Source organism: Acidovorax temperans (assembly GCF_006716905.1).
GTDB classification, from domain to species: Bacteria; Pseudomonadota; Gammaproteobacteria; order Burkholderiales; family Burkholderiaceae_C; genus Acidovorax; species Acidovorax temperans.
The window spans coordinates 714320-735189 of record NZ_VFPV01000003.1; the positions used below are offsets into that span (position 1 = coordinate 714320).

15 protein-coding genes are annotated in these 20870 nt (G+C 63.8%); 9 read left to right on the top strand and 6 right to left on the bottom strand.

What is annotated here, in order from left to right; all coding sequences use genetic code 11:
• The first annotated feature begins 218 nt into the window (after positions 1-218).
• On the top strand, positions 219-1478 hold the full coding sequence (locus BDD18_RS18180) for an MFS transporter (protein WP_142084929.1): 1260 nt from the start codon (positions 219-221) through the stop codon (positions 1476-1478).
• A 65-nt stretch (positions 1479-1543) separates the two neighbouring features.
• On the opposite strand, the gene BDD18_RS18185 is transcribed toward BDD18_RS18180, so the two are convergent.
• The 3 genes from BDD18_RS18185 to BDD18_RS18195 form a co-directional block, all read right to left on the bottom strand.
• Complete coding sequence (locus tag BDD18_RS18185) at positions 1544-2782, bottom strand: FAD-dependent monooxygenase (RefSeq protein ID WP_142084932.1); 1239 nt, start codon at positions 2780-2782, stop codon at positions 1544-1546.
• Between the two features lie 90 nt (positions 2783-2872).
• Positions 2873-5800 (bottom strand): aconitate hydratase, encoded by a 2928-nt coding sequence (locus tag BDD18_RS18190; RefSeq protein WP_142084935.1) that lies wholly within the window; start codon positions 5798-5800, stop codon positions 2873-2875.
• A 609-nt stretch (positions 5801-6409) separates the two neighbouring features.
• The gene (locus tag BDD18_RS18195) at positions 6410-6697 is read right to left on the bottom strand and encodes an H-NS histone family protein (RefSeq protein ID WP_044396922.1); all 288 of its coding nucleotides are present in this window, start codon (positions 6695-6697) and stop codon (positions 6410-6412) included.
• A gap of 360 nt (positions 6698-7057) precedes the next feature.
• On the opposite strand from BDD18_RS18195, the gene BDD18_RS18200 reads away from it, so the two are divergent.
• Positions 7058-7903, top strand: a complete 846-nt coding sequence (locus BDD18_RS18200; protein WP_142084938.1) for a symmetrical bis(5'-nucleosyl)-tetraphosphatase — start codon at positions 7058-7060, stop codon at positions 7901-7903.
• A gap of 63 nt (positions 7904-7966) precedes the next feature.
• Here the strand turns inward: BDD18_RS18200 and BDD18_RS18205 are convergent, their stop codons facing one another.
• Positions 7967-9007 carry an FAD:protein FMN transferase gene (locus BDD18_RS18205; protein WP_066698729.1) on the bottom strand — a complete coding sequence of 347 codons (1041 nt, stop codon included), beginning with the start codon at positions 9005-9007 and terminating at the stop codon, positions 7967-7969.
• A 10-nt stretch (positions 9008-9017) separates the two neighbouring features.
• Positions 9018-9434 carry a c-type cytochrome gene (locus BDD18_RS18210; RefSeq protein WP_142084940.1) on the bottom strand — a complete coding sequence of 139 codons (417 nt, stop codon included), beginning with the start codon at positions 9432-9434 and terminating at the stop codon, positions 9018-9020.
• A 603-nt stretch (positions 9435-10037) separates the two neighbouring features.
• On the opposite strand from BDD18_RS18210, the gene nosZ reads away from it, so the two are divergent.
• From nosZ to BDD18_RS18245, 7 genes are all read left to right on the top strand, one after another.
• On the top strand, positions 10038-11960 hold the full coding sequence (gene nosZ, locus BDD18_RS18215) for a TAT-dependent nitrous-oxide reductase (RefSeq protein ID WP_066698732.1): 1923 nt from the start codon (positions 10038-10040) through the stop codon (positions 11958-11960).
• 229 nt (positions 11961-12189) lie between these two features.
• Complete coding sequence (locus tag BDD18_RS18220; protein WP_142084942.1) at positions 12190-14811, top strand: NosR/NirI family protein; 2622 nt, start codon at positions 12190-12192, stop codon at positions 14809-14811.
• The gene (locus tag BDD18_RS18225; RefSeq protein ID WP_066785423.1) at positions 14811-16088 is read left to right on the top strand and encodes a nitrous oxide reductase family maturation protein NosD; all 1278 of its coding nucleotides are present in this window, start codon (positions 14811-14813) and stop codon (positions 16086-16088) included. Before BDD18_RS18220 ends, BDD18_RS18225 begins: the two co-directional genes overlap by 1 nt.
• On the top strand, positions 16063-17013 hold the full coding sequence (locus tag BDD18_RS18230) for an ABC transporter ATP-binding protein (protein WP_142084944.1): 951 nt from the start codon (positions 16063-16065) through the stop codon (positions 17011-17013). The genes BDD18_RS18225 and BDD18_RS18230 overlap by 26 nt, the downstream gene beginning before the upstream one ends.
• Positions 17014-17016: 3 nt before the next feature.
• Positions 17017-17832 carry an ABC transporter permease gene (locus tag BDD18_RS18235; RefSeq protein WP_142084946.1) on the top strand — a complete coding sequence of 272 codons (816 nt, stop codon included), beginning with the start codon at positions 17017-17019 and terminating at the stop codon, positions 17830-17832.
• Complete coding sequence (locus tag BDD18_RS18240; RefSeq protein ID WP_142084948.1) at positions 17829-18407, top strand: nitrous oxide reductase accessory protein NosL; 579 nt, start codon at positions 17829-17831, stop codon at positions 18405-18407. Before BDD18_RS18235 ends, BDD18_RS18240 begins: the two co-directional genes overlap by 4 nt.
• Positions 18408-18409: 2 nt before the next feature.
• On the top strand, positions 18410-19078 hold the full coding sequence (locus BDD18_RS18245; protein ID WP_244939138.1) for a nitrous oxide reductase accessory protein NosL: 669 nt from the start codon (positions 18410-18412) through the stop codon (positions 19076-19078).
• Positions 19079-19193: 115 nt separating this feature from the next.
• On the opposite strand, the gene BDD18_RS18250 is transcribed toward BDD18_RS18245, so the two are convergent.
• Positions 19194-20687, bottom strand: coding sequence for a DEAD/DEAH box helicase (locus tag BDD18_RS18250; protein ID WP_044396913.1), 1494 nt, complete (start codon positions 20685-20687; stop codon positions 19194-19196).
• Between the last annotated feature and the right edge of the window lie 183 nt (positions 20688-20870).

Here is a 20870-nt window from a genome sequence, read left to right on the forward strand (position 1 = left end):
TGGAATCACCGCGTTCAACGCGGCTTTTTTGTGAGGATGGCTGGCAAAAACAAGCCAGTGCCCCTTTGTAACGGAAGCCGGGGCCCCGCGTTGACCAGGATGGCCCGAGCGCATTATCTGTTCGGCAAAAGTTGGTACCAAATGTTTTCGTGGCGAGGCAACCCACCATCGGCACCGACGAGACAGGCCAGTGAAGCGGCGGGCGTTACGCTTGCGGCATGAGCCTGCCCTCCGCCAACGCCGCTGCACACCCTCACCCGTTATCTGCCCCACAAGCCTGGACCATGCTGCTGGCGCTGGTCAGCGGCTTTGCGCTGAGCCAGGCGTTTCGCACCATCACCGCCATCATGGCCACGGGGCTGCAGGCAGAGTTTGGCCTGTCGGCCCAGGCGCTGGGCGTGTTTGCCGGCACCTTCGCGTTCGCCTTCGGCACCATGCAGCTTTTCATGGGCATCGCCATCGATTTCTGGGGCATTCGGCGCACCTTGCTGGTGGCGTTTCCGATGGCGATTGCAGGGGCTGCGCTGTCTGCGGTGGCCACGGGCTACAGCATGTTGCTGCTGGGGCAGGTGTTGATTGGGGTGGGCTGTGCGCCCGCTTTTCTGGTGTGCACGGTGTTCATCGCCCGCTACTTTGCGCCGTCGCGCTTCGCCGCCGTGTCAGGCGCAGCCATGGGGGTCGGTGGGCTGGGCATGCTGTTCACCGGCACGCCGCTGGCGTGGCTGGTGGAGCAATCGTCGTGGCGCTGGGGGTTTGGGGTGCTGGCGGGCCTGGCGGCGCTGGCCTGGGCTTTGATCTTCTGGAAGGTGCGCGAGCCCCAGGCGGCCCATGCCGGCACGGCCACCCATGCAACGCCCGAATCGCTGGGCCAGACGGTGCGCGGGTTCGGGGCACTGTTCCTGCTGCCGCACACGGTGGGCATCTTGCTGCTGGCGCTGATGACTTATGCCTCGATGCTGTCGCTGCGCGGCCTGTGGCTGGGGCCTTTGCTGATTGACCGGCACGGCTACACGCTGGTCGCCAGTGGGCATGTGGCCACGGCCATGTCGCTGGTGTCACTGTTCAGCCCCGCATTCTTTGGCCGCATGGACCCCGGCCCCGGCACGCGCCGCCGCTGGCTCACCGGCTTCACGGTGCTGATGGCGGCACTGTTTGCGGCCATGGGCGTGTGGCAACTGGCGTGGCTGGATGTGGCGGGCCCGCTGGCGGTGGGTGTGCTGTCGGGCTACATGGTGCTGCAGTATGCGGACGTGCGCTCGTCCTACCCGGCGACCATGACGGGGCGCGCCATGTCGGTCTTCACCATGGCGCTATTTCTGGGGGTGGCGCTGATGCAGTGGATCACCGGCGTGGCGGCATCCACCGCCAAGGCCCAGGGGGCCGAGCCCTACGCGGCGGTGATGTTCACGATTGCCGGCATGCTGGCGCTGGGCGCGGCGGCCTTTCGCTGGCTGCCTGCGCCGCGCCAGCAGGTGTGATACAGCACAAATTGACCTCTAGCGCTCGTCCCATAAGCGCTGCCAGCTATTGATTCAATAGCAAATCAGGACCGCACAGAGTCAATGCCATCGCCGCGGTAGAGCCAGGGCACATCCAGCAGCCGCTCGCCCAGCATCTTCAGCGACAGGTTGCGCGCCCACCGCACTGGGCCGGTGGCGTGGAAGATGCGCCCATTGCGGGTAGACCGGGCCTGCACCCGCGCGTTGCGCTGCCAGCGGTTGACCGCGTAGCGGCGCAGGCGCAAGGGCACTTCCAGGTCGTGCATGGACAGCGCCCGCTCCAGCTGGGCAGCATCTTCAATCGCCATGCCCGCGCCTTGCGCCAGGTAGGGGCGCATGGGGTGCGCGGCATCGCCCAGCAGCGCCACCAGGCCTTGCACCATCTCCTCGGGGCTGCGCACGGGTGGGCGGTCGCACAGCGGCCACAGGCGCCAGCCGGCACCTGCAGCTTCTACGCCATGCACGGCGTGTTGCAGCGCGGTGCAGGTGCCCTGCAGCGCAAACTCCAGGTCGCGCGCGTTGGCGTCATGGTCCCAGGTTTCCAGGTTCTGCGGCGCGGGGCCTTGCACGATGACAACCAGGTTCTGCAACTCTCCCCGCCGCACGGGGTACTGCACCATGTGCAGCCGCGGCCCCAGCCAGGCCGTGACATGCTGCGTGCGCAGCGCCTTGGGCAGCGCGCTTTGCCGCACCAGGGCGCGGTACGCCAGGTGCCCCGTCACGCGCGGGGCCTGGTAGCCCAGCAGTTGCGTGCGCATGCGACTCCACAAGCCATCGGCGCCAATGAGTGCATCGCCTTCAATCTCTTTGCCCTGCGAGGTGCGCACCGACACCACCGTCTCGCCCCCCGGAATGACCGGGGCCGCGCGGCTGGCGTCAGTGAAGGATTCAATGGCCAGGCCCCGGTACAGCTGGGCATCGGTGTAGCGCTGCACACCCGTGTGCAGCAGGCCGTGCAGATCCGCCCGGTGAATGGTGGCGTAGGCCGCGCCATAGCGCTGCACCGCCGTGCGCCCCAGGGGCAGCACGCCCAGCTCTGCGCCACTGAGGGCGCAGCGCACCTGCAGGCGATCAGGAAACGCTGCCACCTGCTGCAAGGCTTTTTGCAAGCCCCAAGCCTGCAGGCAGCGCACCACGTTCGGGCCCAGCTGCACGCCTGCGCCCACCTCAGAAAACTCGGCCACGCGCTCGTACATGCGCACGTCCCACCCGGCACGCGAAGCGGCCAGCGCCGCTGCCATGCCGCCAATACCGCCCCCTGCAATCAATACCTGCTTTTTCATGCGTGCATTGTCGTACCTGCAGGGTCGCCCAGCGCCTCTAACGCTAGACACGCATCAAGGTTTGGGCAGGCGAGGGACGCACTGCCCTGCTCAGCCCTGCAACAACTGGCGCAGCACAAACGGCAGAATGCCGCCCGCGCGGTAGTAGTCCACTTCGATGGGGGTGTCGATGCGCAGAGTGACAGTGACCACCTGGCATGTGCCGTCCGGGCGGTGCACCACCAGCTTCGCGTCACTTTGCGGCGTGAGGGCGGGGTCGGGCACCACGTCGATGATTTCGGTGCCTGTGAGGCCCAGCGACTCCCAGGAATCACCCGCCTTGAACTGCAGCGGCAACACGCCCATGCCCACCAGATTGGAGCGGTGGATGCGCTCAAAGCTGCGCGCCACCACGGCCTTGATGCCCTGCAACTGCGTGCCCTTGGCGGCCCAGTCGCGGCTGGAGCCTGTGCCGTATTCCTCGCCCGCAAAAATCACCGTGGGCGTGCCCTGCGCCATGTAGTGCATGGCTGCGTCGAAGATGAACATCTTTTCACCCCCCAGCGGCCCCTCGCTCTGGAACACGGTCACACCGCCCTCCTCGCGTGAGCCGTCGGCGGCGGGCGGAATCATCAGGTTTTTGATTCGCACATTGGCAAAGGTGCCGCGCACCATCACATCGTGGTTGCCACGCCGCGCGCCGTAGCTGTTGAAGTCAGCCTTCTGCACGCCGTGCTGCAGCAACCACTGCCCGGCAGGTGAGGTCTCTTTGATGGAGCCAGCGGGCGAGATGTGGTCGGTGGTGATGGAGTCACCAAACAGCGCCATGATGCGCGCGCCGAGCACCGATGGGAGCTTTTGGCCTTTTTGGCCTGCAGCGCTTTCTGCATCAGCGCCAGCAGCTACATCTTCAATAGCAAACTGTGCAAAGAAAGGTGGCTCTGCAATGTAGGTGCTGGCAGGCCAGGTGTAGGTGCTCCCACTCACGCCCTGGATGTTTTGCCACAGCTTGCCGGGGTCGCTGGCAACCTTGGCGTAGTTCTCGCGGAACGCCTTGCCGTTCATGGCGAACTTCATCAATGCATGCACTTCCTCGCTGCTGGGCCAGATGTCGCCCAGGTAGATATCGCGCCCGCCTTTGCCCTTGCCCACGGGCTCGGTCATCAGATCCTTCAGCACCGTGCCTGCAATGGCGTAGGCCACCACCAGCGGCGGGCTGGCCAGAAAGTTGGCCTTCAGGTTGGGATGGATGCGCGCCTCGAAGTTGCGGTTGCCCGACAGCACGGCGGCGCACACCAGGTCGTTGCTGGTGATGGCGTCGTTGAGCTCGGGCGTGAGGTCGCCCGCGTTGCCAATGCAGGTGGTGCATCCGTAGCCCGCCAGCGCAAAACCCAACTTTTCCAGGTACGGCAGCAGCCCGGTTTGCGCGAGGTATTCGGTCACGATGCGCGAGCCGGGCGCGAGCGACGTCTTGATGTGGGGCTTGACCTTGAGGCCCGCTTCCACGGCCTTCTTGGCCAGCAGGCCGGCTGCCAGCATCACGCTCGGGTTGCTGGTGTTGGTGCAGCTGGTGATGGCGGCAATCAGCACATCGCCATTGCCCACGGTGATATCGCCCGCACGCGCCGCCTGCTGCGCTGGCACCTCGGCGTGCGCTGCCGCCAGCGTCGGCCGGTTCTGCTCCATCTCTGCCACAAAGCGCGGGGCGCCCGAGGGGGCTGGCTTTTCGCGGGGTGGCGCAGCCAGCGGTGGGGCTTCGTTGCTGCGCACCTGGTGGCGGGTGTGCAGCAGCGCAGCGGGGCGGTTGAAGCCATTGTCGGCAATCGGTTTGCTGAACAGGCTGGAAAACTCACTGCACACCTTGCCCAGTTCAATGCGGTCTTGCGGGCGCTTGGGGCCAGCCAGGCTGGGGGTCACGGTGCCCAGGTCCAGCCGCACGACTTGCGAGTAATCGATCTCGCCCGCAGCGGGCACGCCGAACAGGCCCTGCGCCTTGAAATAGGCTTCAAAGGCTTCAATCTCACCCTTCGTGCGGCCTGTGCCGCGGAAGTAGTCGATGGTCTTTTCATCCACAGGGAAGAAACCCATGGTGGCCCCGTATTCCGGCGCCATGTTGCCGATGGTGGCACGGTCGGGCAGCGCCAGGGTGCGCGTGCCTTCGCCGAAGAACTCCACAAACTTGCCCACCACCTTGTGCTGGCGCAGGATCTCCGTCACGGTGAGCACCAGGTCGGTGGCCGTCACGCCTTCGCGCAGCTGGCCTGTGAGCTCAAAGCCCACCACATCGGGCGTGAGGAAGTACACCGGCTGGCCCAGCATGGCGGCCTCGGCCTCGATGCCGCCCACACCCCAGCCCACCACGCCGATACCGTTGATCATGGTGGTGTGGCTATCAGTGCCCACCAGGGTGTCAGGGTAGTAGACACCGTCTTTGCGCTTGTGCACGCCGCGCGCCAGATATTCGAGGTTGACCTGGTGCACGATGCCAAAGCCCGGCGGCACCACACCAAAGGTATCAAAGGCCTGCATGCCCCATTTCATGAACTCGTAGCGCTCGCGGTTGCGCTGGAATTCGAGCTTCATGTTCAGGTCCAGCGAATTCTTCTTGCCGTAGTGGTCCACCATGATGGAGTGGTCTACCACCAGGTCCACAGGGACCAGCGGCTCAATCTTCTTGGGGTTCTTGCCCAGACGCACCGCCGTGCTGCGCATGGCAGCCAGGTCTGCCAGCAAGGGCACGCCCGTGAAATCCTGCAGCACCACGCGCGACACGACGAACGGAATTTCATCCTTGCGTTCTGCGTTCGGTGCCCATTGGGCCAATTGCTTCACATGCTCTGCTGTGACCTTGCGCCCATCGCAGTTGCGCAGCACCGACTCCAGAACAATCCGAATCGATACAGGCAGCCTTGGGATCTGCGGAAACTGCTGGGCCAGCGCAGGCAGCGAATAGAGCTTGCCTTCTTTGCCAGAAGCGATTGGGAAACTCCGCAAAGTCTCAGGAAACGCGTGGGTTACAGGCTGGGGTGAACGTGCCATGGTGAAATCCTTGGAATGAAAGGCGACGAAACCATTTTCGTCAGCCCTGTACCAATACGCAAGCCGAAGGGTTATGCACCCGAAAACCTCCCAATCAAGCGCATTCAAACGGCGATGGGCTTTGGATGATCAAGACACAGAGCGGTTTCTCACGCTTTTCTCGGCCATGCGAGGCATGCCATAGACCAAAGCGATGACGCTCTGGCACGTCGCCGCGTTCAACCCGGACTTAGTTTTGCAGCCTTAAAAGGACGGAAACATGAGCCCCGCCGAGTGCAGATGGCAGCAGAGTTCGTGGTTTTTCCAACGCTACTGTATGTGACACAGCAAGGCGGGTCAGATAACCCATGCACCCTCATGAAGATGTCACAAGAAACTGCAACCAGCACCCCAGTTTGCAAAATGGTTATCCAGCGGTGTCTCAGGCAGTCAGAGCGCTTTGGTGGCTGGACCTGCCGAACGTTGAATCCATTAACGCGGTGCCGTACAGGTGACGAAATGAAAACCCTGTCTCCATCGCCTCAATATATTTCGCATTACGAACAAAATACCAGCGCCCATAAAAAAAGCCCGCAAAAGCGGGCTTTTTTAGCAATGCATGGAATCCACTCAAATCGCGAACTGCTCGCGGTCTTGGTTTTGAATCCACTTGGGCGCCTTGCCACGGCCCGTCCAGGTTTCGCCTGTCGCGGGGTTGCGGTACTTGGGCGCCACCTTGGTGCCAGCGCTGGCGCTGCGGGCACGGCCAGTGGGGAATACATCTTGAGAAGTCAGACCAAATTCAGCCACCAAAGAGCGCACTTGGCTGATGGCATCACTCAGTTCGCGCCGGCGGGCTTCACTGATTTGCTGCTCCAGGGCCTCGCGTTGCTTCAATAGTTCTTTGTAGGTGGTCATGGTGTGTAATCAAAAGTAAGTAGAGCGGAATTGCCATTATATGGACAAATAACATTCTTTACGCTGGACTTGGTTATTTCGATTCAGTTCCCTGCACCTTGCCCGACAGCAAGATATACAGCCGCGTCACCACAATGCATGGAGGACATCGGTAAGCCACTGATCGCTTGAGAATGGACAGCGCAGATTTTGTAGATCGTTTGTTGCATAACGGCATATCCACACTTGGCATGGTCAACCAGGCCAGCCCTCTTCCCACCATCGGCCCCCAGTTACTCTGCTGCAGTGCAGCGTATCCTCAGGCGATTCGGCTCGAGGAAAATCGGTTTCCTCCTTCTCTCAGACCCTCATCTTCACCCCATGGCCATTTATTGCATAGGCGACATCCAAGGCTGCGACAACGCATTGCACCGACTTTTGGACACGATTGGTTTTTCTCCCAGCCGCGACACGATTTATCTGCTGGGTGATTTGGTCAACCGGGGGCCCACCTCCGCAGACGTATTGCGCCGGTGCATGCGAAATGATGGTGCCATTCAAGCTTTGCTAGGTAACCACGACCTGCATTTACTGGCGGCAGCGCACGGTGCGCGCAAGCCCTCCAAGCGCGACACCCTGGCCCACGTTCTGGAAGCGCCGGACCACCCTGCCCTGCTCGATTGGCTACGCCAGCTACCGCTGGCACGAACGCACACCCTGGCCGGCGAAACCTTGCTCATGGTGCACGCAGGGGTGTTGCCCAGCTGGACGCTGGAGGACGTGGTGGCCTTGTCAGGCGAAGTGCAAGCGGTGCTGCGAGGCCCCCAGCTGCACGACTTTCTGCACCAGATGTACGGAAACACACCCGACCGGTGGGATGCAGCATTGCAGGGAACCGAGCGGCTGCGCGCCATCGTGAACGCCATGACGCGCCTGCGGTTTTGCTCGGTGGACGGCGTGATGGATTTTGAAAGCACCGAAAGTGCCGCGCAGGCACCTGCAGGTCTGGTGCCATGGTTTGATGTGCCGGGCAGACGCACGGCGGACACCACGATGGCCTTTGGGCACTGGTCTACGCTGGGGTTCTTGAACCGTCCCCATGTGCTGGGGCTGGACACCGGTTGCGTGTGGGGCGGCTGCCTCAGCGCCGTGCGTTTTGGAAACACGCTGGCGGAACGGGAGTTGATTCAAGTGCATTGCGAACAGGCCCAGGTGCCGGGCAACTGACCATCGCACGGTAAGACCGTGCCCTCGCAAAAATCTGCGGCAAGGGCACGTGCCTGAATCGAATCAGGCAGCGCCGAGCTGGCGCGCCATGGCGGGCGACTTCCACACCTGGCCATTGCTCTGCGCAATCAGCACCGCCAACCCACCTTGCTTTTGCGCCAAGGCCTTGCCGGCATCGGCGCCCATCACCATGATGGAGGCGCCCAAGCCATTGACCTGTGCCACCGAAGATGCGATCAGGCTCACGCCGTGCACGCCCGTGGTGGGCCAGCCCGTGCGCGGGTTGAGCACATGGTGCTGCCGCTGCCCTTGGTGCAAAAAGTAGCGCTCATAGTCGCCCGAAGAGGCCACCACTGCGCTGCCCTGCAGCGATACAGCACCCAAGAGCTGAGAAGGCGTGCGCGGATCGCGCAGACCCACGCGCCAAGCGCGGCCTTGTATCTGCCCGCGCACCAGCACGTCGCCACCGCCATTGACCATGGCGTTGTCGATGCCATGCTCCTGCAGCACGCGCATGCCCGCTTCCAGGATGGGCAGCTTGGCAATCCCACCCAGATCCAGCGCCATGCCGCGGCGCCGCAAAAACGCGGTGCCAGCGTTGGTGTCCAGCACCAGGTCCTGCGCACCCACCAGGCTCAATTGCCGCGCGACTTCTTCTGCCTGCGGCATCTGCTGCACACCCTCGCCAAAGTGCCAGGCCTTCAACCCACCCACCGTCACGTCGAATGCCCCACCGGTCACGGCATGGATACGTTGCGCCTCGCGCAGCACCGCCATCACGGCAGGCGGCACCGCCACCGGGTGCTTGCCTGCCGCTGCGCTCACGCGGCTGACGGGGCTTTGGGGGTCGTATTTGCTCAGCAACGCCTCCAGCTCACGCATGCGTGCAAAGGCGTGCTCGGTGGCGCTGCGCAGCTGCTGGGCATCGGCCCCCTCAACCACGATGTCCACGGCCGTCCCCACCACCGGCCGCTGTGTACGCAGCACGGGAGTGGATGCCTTGGCCGTGGCAGCCCACAGTGCGCTGCCCAGCAGCGGTATGGCGAGCGCCACACGCCTGCGGCTCAGCAAGTGGGAAGAAGCGGAGGCAGATGCTTGCGGCATAGCGCCTCCGTCAGATCGACTGGTCGGCCATGAAATCCACGGCGGCCTTGACTTCATCGTCGGTCAGGCTGGCGCCACCGCCACGGGCGGGCATCATGCCTTTGGCACCGGTAAAGCCTTCAATGGCGTGCTTGTAGAGCGTGTCTTTGCCTTGGGCAATGCGTGGGCCCCAGTCGGCCTTGTCGCCGGGCTTGGGAGCACCGGCCACACCGGCTGCATGGCACATGGCGCAGGTCTTGCCGTACACGCTCTTGCCCACCGTGTTTTCGGGGGCTGCCGGTGCCGCCGGGGCCGCGGGAGCTGCGGGCGCAGCCGCTGGGGCAGGCGCCGTTGCGGCGGGCGCTTCAGCAGGTCGCTTGTCGCCGCAGCCTGCCAGCGTGAGGGCCAGCACGGCGGCTGCCGTGCACATCATGGAAATTTTTTTCATCGCAAACGTCCTGTCGTATCAGATAAACATTGAATGCGGGGCAGGCCTTCATGCTTTGCACGCAGGCAGTTGCTCCACCGCTGTCTGCCTTGGCCGTTGACCACTGCATCGTGTGCCACCAATGTAATTTGGCAGCGCCTTGATGGACAGGGGTGCACACCGCAAAAGCATGACTTACATCAATATGATTCATATTATGTAAATCTATTATCGCGGCCATGTCCTTCCATTGCAAACACCGAGCGCTGCGCCTATGGGTATTGGCTTCGTTCGTGCTCGCCTTGCTGGTGGCTGGGGCATCTCCTTCCATACGACACCACGCCATGGAACTGGTGTGCTCGGGCAACGGCGGCCCTGCCAAGTGGGTGGCCGCCGAGGTGACCAAAGACATCTCCACCGCGGAGGCCATGGGCATGGACTGCCCTCTGTGCCTGCCTTCCAGCGTTCCGCCGCCACACCTCACCCCCTTTGTTTCTGCCATGCCAGCGCCGTTGCATTTGGCGATCTGGCGTGCAGAGCCGCTGCATCCACTGCTTCTCAGGCACCGACCACCCGCGCGTGCCCCCCCCTTTTTTTCACTGAGCCAACCTAAAGAGGTAAACCATGATCGATAAGAAAGACCAGCAACTTGCATCCGGCGGCCTGGGCCGGCGCAGTTTCATCAACACCGCTGCACTGGTTGGCCTGACGGCTGGCGTTGCAGCCTGCACCGAAAAGCCCGGCACTGCGGCCGCGCCTGCAGCGCCTGCCGCCCCCGCATCGAGCCATGCAGGAGCTGGCGCCAACGTGCACCTCAAGCCCGGCGAACTGGACACCTACTACGGCCTGTGGAGCGGCGGCCACACGGGCGACATGCGCGTGCTGGGTCTGCCATCGGGCCGCGAAATCACCCGCATTCCCTGCTTCGTACCCGACGCGCTGGTGGGCTGGGGCATCACCAATGAATCCAAGGCCGTGATGGGCACCAAGCCCGACGGCAGCCTGAAGTACACGGTGGCCGATACCCACCACACCCACGCTTCGTACAAAGACGGCAACTACGACGGCCGCTACGCCTGGATCAACGACAAGATCAACAGCCGTCTGGCCCGTATCCGCCTGGACTATTTCATCTGCGACAAGATCACCGAGCTGCCCAACGTGCAGGGCTTCCACGGCCTTTTCCCGGACAAGCGCGACCCGGTCGATCCAGCGATCAACTACACCACGCGCGTGTTCTGCGGCGCCGAGTTCAGCATCCCGCTGCCCAATACCGGCTCCGAGGATCACACCAAGTACCGCTCGATGTTCACCTGCGTGGACGCCGAGACCATGGAAGTGCGCTGGCAAGTGCTGATCGACGGCAACTGCGATCTGACCGCCACCTCCTATGACGGCAAGCTCGCTGCGACGAACCAGTACAACGTCGAGATGGGCGCCAAGTACGAGGACATGATGTCCGCCGAGCGCGACGCCTGCCTGTTTTTCAACATTGCTCGCATCGAAGAAGCTGTCAAGGCCGGCAAGTTCAAGACCATCGGCTCCTCGAAGGTACCCGTGGTGGATGGTTCGCGCGAGTCCAACAAGGACCCCAAGACTGCCCTCGTCGCATACGTCAGCGTTCCGAAGAACCCGCACGGCGTGAACGCCAGCCCGGACGGCAAGTACTTCATCTGCGCCGGCAAGCTCTCGCCCACCGCCACGGTGATCGAGCTGGCCAAGGTGCTGGAGTGGTTCGACGGCAAGCTGGAAAAGCTCGACGATGCTATCGCCGCCGAAGTGGAGCTGGGCTTGGGCCCGCTGCACACCGCCTTCGACGGACGCGGCAACGCCTACACCACGCTGTTCCTGGACAGCCAGGTGGTCAAGTGGAACGTAGAAAAAGCGATTGCCTTCCACAAGGGCGACAAGACCGCCAAGTACGTGGTGGACCGCCTCGATGTGCAATACCAGCCCGGCCACTTGAACGCATCGCACTCTGAAACCAAGGCCGCCGACGGTAAGTACCTGGCAGTGGGCTGCAAGTTCTCCAAGGACCGCTTCCTGCCCGCGGGCCCGCTGCACCCCGAGAACGAACAGCTCATCGACATCTCAGGCGAGAAGATGGTGCTGCTGGCCGACCACCCCGTGCGTGGCGAGCCCCATGACTTCATCATCTTCAAGCGCGATCTGGTGCGTCCAAAGCAGGTCTACACGCTCGACGAGTTCCCGCTGGCCGTGAAGGACCCGAAGGAGTCCGGCGTGTTCCGCAATGGCAAAAAGGTCACCGTGAAGATGACTTCGCAGGCCCCCGCATTCAGCCTGCGCGAGTTCAAGCTCAAGAAGGGTGACGAGGTCACGCTGATCCTGACCAACCTGGACAAGATCGAAGACCTGACGCACGGCTTTGCGATCCCGAACTACAACGTGAACTTCATCGTGAACCCGCTGGAGACCAAGTCGGTGACCTTCATCGCCGACAAGCCCGGTGTGTTCTGGTGCTACTGCACGCACTTCTGCCATGCGCTGCACCTGGAGATGCGTACTCGCATGATCGTCGAAGCTTAATTCGGAGCATCCCCCTGAGGCGCTGCGCGCCTTCCCCCTTCTCTTGCAGCGCTACGCGCTGCGGAAGGGGGACGCAGCCCTCGCGGCGGGGCGGCGCGGCCGGCGTAGGCCCTTGCTCGGCTGCCTTCGCTTGGGCAGCGTCAGTGGCATAGGCCACACTGATTTTTAAGCCAAATATTGCTATAGAGCTTATGAAATAAGCGCTGGCAGCTATCAAAAAGATAGTCCCATGACATCCCTCGGTCGGCGGTTCTCCGCACTTGTTCTGGTCTTGCTGTTGCCTTTGTTGCTGCTGTCGCGTGCCCATGCGGCGGCGGGTGCTTACGAGGCAGAGCTGCCGGCGGAACTGGCCACCGCGCGCGACCTGTGCGCCCTCGTGCCCTGCAAGGATGTGTTTCCGGGCGCCACCCATTTTTCCGAACGCAAGGGCCAGCCGCCCTACGTAGAGGCATACGACCAGGCCAGCGAGCCGCGCAAGCTGCTCGGCTACGTCATGCTCTCGACCGACATCACCGACACGCCTGCCTACTCGGGCAAGCCGGTGGTCACGCTCATCGGCATGGACACGCAAGGCCGCTTTGTGGGCGTGAAGGTGCTCAAGCATTCCGAGCCCATCCTGCTGCTGGGCATTCCTGAATCGGCACTGCTCAACTTCAACGCCCAGTACCTGGGCAAGTCGGTGGCTGACAAGATCGAGGTGGGCCAGTCGCGCCCCGATGAGAACGTGATCGGGCTCGATGCCATCTCGGGCGCCACCGTCACCGTCATCGCGCAGAACCAGGTCATGATGGCTTCGGGCTCGGCCGTGGCGCGGCAGGTGGGCATCCTCGCGCCCACGGTGCGCGAACCCGCCCGCTATGCCGAAACCGGCAAGCGCCTGACCTGGGCCGACATGGTGCAGCAAGGCGTGGTGCAACGCCTGCGTGTGCAGCCCGAACAGGTGGGGCTGGACAAGGGCCCCGAGCCTTTCATCGAGCTGTGGTTTGGCGACCTGAACCACCCCGACCTGGGCAAGAGCCTGCTGGGCGACAACGGCTGGAACAATCTGCGCCTGCAGCTCAAGGAAGGCGAGCACGCCTTCTTCATCATCCGCACGGGCGGCAAGGAATCGTTCAAGGGCTCGGGCTTTGTGCGTGGTGGCATTTACGACCGGGTGCAGGTGCGCCAGGGTGCAGATTCCTTCACCTTCCGCGACCTGGACGCGCTCAACCTGTATGGTCTGGATGCGGCTGGAGCACCGAGCTACAACGAGTCCGTCATCTTCATCATCCGCTCGGCCGCGTTCTCTGCCGCCTACCCCTGGAAGCTGAGCTTCCTGGGCAACCGCGTGGACCGCGCCACGGGCACCCGCAGCTTCACCAGCTTTGATACGCCTTACTGGCTGCCCGCCAGCATGCTGCAAGGCGGCCGCCCCACGATTGAAGAACCCGACGCCCCCTGGGTGCGCGTGTGGAAGACGCGTGCGGTGGAGATTGCGCTGTTCGCACTGGTGCTCATCGCCGTCACAGTGGTGTACGCCTTCCGCGAAAAGCTCACGCGTCTGTCCACCCACAAGAACAAGTGGCCGGTCAACGGCTTCAAGTACACCTTCTGGGCCCTGGCCATTTTCTGGATCGGCTTTGGCGCCATGGCGCAGCCCTCCATCACGCAGGTGCTGACCTGGTTCCACTCGCTGCTGTTCCAGTGGACGTGGTCGCTGTTCCTGTCTGATCCGTTCATCTTCCTGTTCTGGATCTTCATCATCGTCACCGTGTTCCTGTTCGGGCGCGGCCTGTTCTGCGGCTGGATGTGCCCGTTCGGCTCGCTGCAAGAAGCGATCTACAAGGTCGCTCGCATGATCGGCCTCAAGCGCTTCCAGACCCAGCTGCCGCAGAAGTGGCACGACCGTCTCAAGTGGGTGAAGTACGCGGTGTTCTTCGGCCTGCTGGTGGTGTCGATGTTCTCCATGGGCCTGGCTGAAAAGCTGGCCGAGGTGGAGCCGTTCAAGACCACCTTCCTGGTGGGTGTGATGAACCGCGCCTGGCCCTACAGCCTGTTTGTGGCGGCCATCCTGGGCGTGTCGATCTTCATCGAGCGGCCTTATTGCAAATACATCTGCCCGCTGGGCGCGTCGCTGGCCATGCCCAGCACGTTTCGCTGGTTTGGCCTCAAGCGCAAGCAGGACTGCAACAGCTGCAAGGCCTGCGCCGTGGGCTGTGGCGCCCAGGCCATTGATGCCGATGGCCGCATTGACCACCGCGAATGCCTGCACTGCCTAGACTGCATGGTGCTCTACACCGACACCAAGGGCTGCCCGCCCTTGGCCAAGGAACGCAAGCGCCGCGAGAAGGATGGCCTGGAGATCACGCCCATCGGCAAGAACGGCTACTTCATCCCGATCCACCCTGCTACGGTGGCTGACCAGATTTCGGCCAAGGCCGCCAAGGGCCCGGATCCACGCATGCCCACGCCGCCTGCCCAACCCGCCACCAAGACCGGCGCACGTGGCTTGCGCTGGGTACTGCTGGAGCTGGTAGACCACCTGTGGCCCTGGAGCCGCGAGGGCTGGGCTTCACGCCGCGCCTTGCAGGTAGCAGGCTTCTCGCTCGCCGTGGCTGCCAGCGTGGCCTGGGTCATGGCCGCCATGGGCTCGCTGTCGTCGGGTGCCATCATTGGCTGGTGGTTTGGCTGGAGCGTGTACGAGGTGCTGATCCGCCTGTCGGGCAAGCGCTATGTGAAGGACGGCCCCTGGTGGCGCGACCAGTACCGCGTGGCCGGCGTGATGGACATGTTGAGCTATGTGGGCTTCAAGAACCTGCTGATCGGCGCTGCCTTGTTCCTGGCCATCAAGACCCTGGTAGGGTTGGCGTAATGAAGTCGCACCTTGCCGCCCTCGCGCTGCTGGCCTTGGCCGCCAGCCTTCTCAGCCAGCCCGCCAGCGCCGCCACCGTGCGCGTGCAGGCCGGTCAGGATCTGCAGGCCGCCGTGCAAGCCGCCGCCCCTGGCGACACAGTGGAGGTGGAACGGGGTTTTTACCGCGTGAACCTGCGCATCGACAAGGCGCTGACGCTGCGCGGCGTGGGCCGCCCCACGCTCAGCGGCGGGCAGGTGGGCGACACCATCCGCGTCACCGCCCCCGATGTGGTGCTGGAAGGCCTGATCGTGCGCGACTCGGGCACCAGCCTCAAGGACCAGAACGCGGGCATCTACATTTACCCTGGCGCGCACCGCGCCGTGGTGCGCAAGAACGACCTCACCTACAACCTGTTTGGCCTGTGGATTGAAAAGGCCAACGATGTGCGGGTGGAGCACAACACCATCACCGGCCTGCGCGATGTGAACTCATCGCAGCGCGGCAATGGCGTGCAGCTGTACAACACCACCGGCGCACGCATTGAAGGCAACCACATCAGCTTTGTGCGCGATGCGCTGTATGTGGATGTGTCGCACCACGCCATCTTCCGTGGCAACAAGCTGCACCACAGCCGCTACGGCACGCACTACATGAATTCCTACTACAACCTGTGGGAAGACAACGACACCTACCTGAACCGGGGCGGCCTGGCGCTGATGGAAGTGCGCGACCAGGTGGTGCGCAACAACCGCGCCTGGGGCAACAGCGACCACGGCATCATGCTGCGCACGCTGCAAGACTCGATCATCGAAAACAACGTGGTGGCCGACAACGCGCGCGGCTTCTTCATCTACGACGTGGAATACGCCACCCTGCGCGGCAACCTCATCCTGCGCAACACAGTGGGCGTGCACCTGTCCGCAGGTTCCACCCGCAACAAGGTGGAAGGCAACGACTTCATCGGCAACCGCGAACAGGTGCGCTACGTGGGCGCACGCGACGAGCGCTGGGGCACCGACAGCGGCAATTACTGGAGCAACTACCTGGGCTGGGACCGTGACGGTAACGGCGTGGGCGATGTGCCCTACGAAGCCAACGACATGGTGGACCGCCTGACCTGGCGCCACCCCACCATCAAGCTGCTGCTGGCCAGCCCTGCGGTGCAGGCACTGCGCCTGGTGGGCCAGCAGTTCCCTGTGCTGCGCGTGCCCACCGTGGTCGATCCCAAGCCCCGCATGCAACCGAATCAACCCCAACGGAATTTTCAGCGTGACTCGCAAACCTCCCCCCACTGACCCGAGCGCAACCGCCGCCATTGAGGTGCGAGGCGTGCACAAGCACTACGGTGCCCTGCACGCCGTGGACGGCATCGACCTGCGCGTGGAGCGCGGCGAGATCTTCGGCCTCATCGGCCACAACGGCGCGGGCAAGAGCACGCTGTTCAAGATGATCCTGGGCCTGGTGCCCGCCACCTCGGGCGACATCCGGGTCAGCGGCGCCACGGTGCAGGGCCGCGACTTTCGCGCTGCGCGCCGGCACCTGGGCTACCTGCCTGAAAACGTGGTGCTGTACGACAACCTGAACGGGCTGGAAACCCTGCACTTCTTCGCCCGCCTCAAGGGCGCGCCGCTGTCGCAGTGCCAGGCGCTGCTGGACCGCGTGGGCCTGGCCCATGCAGGCAAGCGATCGGTGCGCGAATATTCCAAGGGCATGCGCCAGCGCCTGGGCTTTGCGCAGGCGCTGCTCGGCAACCCGCAGGTGCTGCTGCTGGACGAGCCCACCAACGGCCTGGACCCGCAGGCCATCCGCGACTTCTATGCCACGCTGCGCGAGCTGCAGGCCGGTGGCGTCACCATCGTCATCACCTCGCACATCCTTGCTGAGCTGCAAGAACGTGTAGACCGGCTGGCCATCCTGGCCGCAGGCAAGCTGCAGGCCCTGGGCAGCGTGCAGGCACTGCGCGGACAGGCCCAGATGCCGCTGACCATTGAGCTGGCGCTGAACGAAGCAGACATCCCCGCTGCGGTGCTGGCCCTGGCGCCCCTGGCAGGCATCACCACCACCGCAAACGCCAACGCCAGCGGGCTCAGCATCAGCTGCCCGCGCGGCGCCAAGATGGCCGTGCTGGGCGCCCTGGGGCCACTGGGCGCCAAGGTGCTGGACGTCAACATCATCGAGCCCTCGCTCGAAGACGTGTACTTCGGTCTGCGGGAGAACTGAGCCATGGAATTCACACAGATCCTCACCATCGCGGGCAAGGAATTCCGCGACCGCATGCGCAACCGCTGGGTGCTGGCAGTGGCGCTGGTGTTCACGGTGTTCTCACTCGCCATTGCCTACTTTGGCGGCGCGCAGCAAGGCACCGTGGGCTTTCGCTCCATCGAATTCACCATCGCCAGCCTGGTCAGCCTGGTCATTTACCTCATTCCGCTGATCGCGCTGCTGCTGGGCTTTGACGCCATCGTGGGCGAGCGTGAGCGCGGCTCGCTCGACCTGCTGCTGTCCCTGCCCATCACGCGGATTGAGCTGCTGCTGGGCAAGTACCTGGGGCTGGCGGCGGCACTCACGCTGTCTACCCTGGCGGGCTTTGGGCTGGTGGCCGTGCTGCTGTACCGGCAGTTCAGCTGGGCGGGCCTGTTCCACTACGGCGGCTTCATGGTCAGCTCGGTGCTGCTGGGTCTGGCCTTCTTGAGCCTGGCCGTGCTGCTGTCGGTGCTGACCCATGAACGCACGCGCGCCTCGGGCCTGGCCATTGCCACCTGGTTCTTCTTTGTGCTGGTGTTTGATTTGTTGCTGCTCGGTGCCCTGGTGGCCACGGGCGGCAGCCACGGCGGTGCGGCCATGGCCTACCTGCTGCTGCTCAACCCCGCAGACGTTTTCCGCATCCTCAACGTGTTCTCGCTGGAAGACGTGCGCACCCTGTACGGGCTCACCAGCATCGTGCCCCCTGCGCTGGCCAAGCCATGGCTGATGGGCTCGGTGATGGCGGCCTGGATTGTGGTGCCACTTGGCCTGGCGAGCTGGAGATTCAAACCATGACCCATCCTTACCACCCCCAATGCGGCTGCGCCACCCGGCGCCACATGCTGGGCTGGGCCGCCCTTGCCTCCATCGGCGCCATCACAGGCCTCACTGGCCTGACCGGTTGCAGCCAGGCCGACAACAGCAGCGTCCAATCCCTCAAGCCCGTGGAAATCGACGGTGCCACCAGTTGCGAGCTGGACGGCATGCTGCTGGCCGACTACCCCGGCCCCAAGGCGCAGGTGCGCTTTGCGGGGCAAGACAAGCCCTCGTTCTTCTGCGACACAGTGGAATTGTTTGCCACCCTGCTGGCAGGCGAACAAGTGCGGGCCGCCCAGGCGGTGTACGTGCAGGACATGGGCCAGGCCGACTGGAATGCCCCCAAGGGCCACTGGATTGACGCCAAGACGGCGGTGTATGTGGTGGGCGGCAAGCGCCATGGCTCGATGGGCCCAACCATCGGCAGCTTTGCGCAAGAGGCCGACGCGAAGAAGTTTGCAGGCGAATACGGCGGCAAGGTGCTGCGCTTCGCTGAAATCACGCCAGCCATGGTAGACCTGAGCGGCGGCGCGCTGCACGACACGCGGATGTAACCATGCTCTCGCAGCCATCCCGCCCACCTGCAGCCAGCAGCCCGCAGCCCACCCGGCGCATGGCCGTCGCTGCGCTGCTGCTGGGCACAGCAGCCACGGCCGCGTGGCAGTGGCGATCAGGCTGGGGACAGCAGGGCGCAGAGACTACAACGCCACCCACCGTAGGCGACGATGTGTGCGTGGTGGCGCCCCCCACGCCGTATGACGCAGCCTCTGGCAAACCCTTGGCGGCAGCGCGCGATGTTCCCGCAGACGCCCGCTGCCCGGTGTGCGGTATGTACCCGGCTCGCTCCCGCGCCTGGGCGGGGCAGGTCATCTTTGCCGACGGGGACGCGTTCTTTTTCGACTCACCCCTGAGCCTGATGATGTACCTGGGCAACGTGGGGCACTACACGCGCGGCCGCACGGCCAGCGCCATCGTGGCCCGCTATGTCACCGACATGGACCGTGGGGCCTGGGTGGATGCGCAGCAAGCGGTGTATGTGGCTGGCTCCTCAGCCCTGGGGCCTATGCGGGCGGGCAACCTGCCTGCCTTTGCAGACCACGCCACCGCCCAGCACTTTGTGCAGGCACGCGGGGGGCGGATTCTGGGTTTTGACGCCATCGACGCGCCCCTGCTCACCAGCCTGGCACCACAGCGCCGCAGTGGCAACGGGCAACACGCGCACTGACGATCGAGAACTTCGAGCGCTTCGCTATCTTTTCAATAGCTGCCAGCGCTTACCCAGCAAGCGCTGGAGCACGATTTAATCAAAAAAAACGCCCCTGAACAGGGGCGCTTCTTCATCACGACTGGCTGGTGGGCTCGGTGGCCGGAACCGCCTTGAACAGTGCCGCAACCTTGCGCTTGGGCTTGATGTTGGCCGAAATGCCGCTGCGCGCGGGCACCTTGGCGGCAGCTTCCCAAGCGGGTGCTGCGTCAGAGACGCTGGGCTCGTAAGGCTTGGCAAAGAACGGGTCACGCGACACCGTGGCAGGGCGGAAGCCACGGTAGTCACGGGGTTCGCGGCCCTCGCGCGGTTCACGGGGTTCGCGCGCCTCGCGGCGGTGGGCAGAGCCTGCGCTGCGCGGGTCGTTCGAATCCGCTCCTTCGCGCCATGCGCGGCGGCCGTCGTTGATACGTTCCTTGGGGCGGTCATCGTCGTATTCGATAGCTTCCAGTTCGATCTTCTTCTTGATGAGCTTTTCAATGTCGCCCACCAGGCGGGCATCACTGCCCGACACCAGCGTCACAGCCAAGCCAGACGCGCCAGCGCGGCCGGTGCGGCCAATGCGGTGCACGTAGTCTTCGGCATTGAAGGGCACATCGAAGTTGAACACGGCAGGCACGTCCTTGATGTCCAGACCACGCGCGGCCACATCGGTACACACCAGCAGATCCACCTCGCCTTGCTTGAAGGCTTCCAGCGCCTTCAGGCGCTCATCCTGGCTCTTGTCGCCGTGCAGCGCCGCGGTCTTGAGGCCTTCGCGCTCCAGGCTGCGGGCCAGGCGGCCACAACCGAGCTTGCTATTCACAAAAATGAACGCCTGCTTGATGCCACGGGTTTTGAGCACCTGGTGGATGGCGCGGCGCTTGTCATCATCGCCTGCGCTGTAAAAGCGCTGCTCCACCGTAGAGGCCGTCTCGTTCGGACGTGCCACTTCGATGGTGATGGGGTTTTGCAGGTAACTGCTGGCCAGGCGCTTGATTTCAGGCGAGAACGTGGCGCTGAAGAGCAGCGTGGTGCGCTGCTTGGGCAGGTACGAAAGGATGCGCTGCAGGTCTGGCAAAAAGCCGATGTCCAGCATGCGGTCGGCCTCGTCGAGCACCACGTACTCCACCTGGTTGAGCACAGCGTTCTTGGCTTCGATGTGGTCGAGCAGGCGGCCGGGGGTGGCCACCAGCACTTCAACGCCTTTTTTCAGCTCCAGCGTCTGGGGCTTCATGTCCATGCCGCCAAACACCACGGTGCTGCGCAGCTTGGTGTACTTGGCGTACAGGGCGATCTGCTGGGCGACCTGATCGGCCAGTTCGCGCGTGGGCAGCAGCACCAAGGCGCGCACGGGGTGGCGCGCAGGTGAGGTGGAGCTGTTTTCGTGCTTGAGCAGGCGCTGCAGCAGGGGCAGCGAAAAGGCTGCCGTCTTTCCGGTGCCTGTTTGGGCCGCACCCATCACGTCCTGCCCCGTCAACACGACGGGAATGGCCTGTGCCTGGATGGGCGTCATGGATTCGTAGCCCATTTCGGCTACGGCGCGCGCTAGCGGCTCGGCCAGCGATAAATTGGAAAAGGAACTTGTCATTTAGCCCACTATTGTCGCACCGCAGGCCCAAGAACGCATTTTTTTCCGGACGGGCGGGGCTGGATAAGTGCTGCTGCGGTGAAAGGCAGCGCAAACCGCTATCAAAAAAATAGCTGCCTGCGCTTTTCACACGGGCGCTACCGCCTGATTACATCCAAAATCAACGCAGTGCCACCCCGCCCA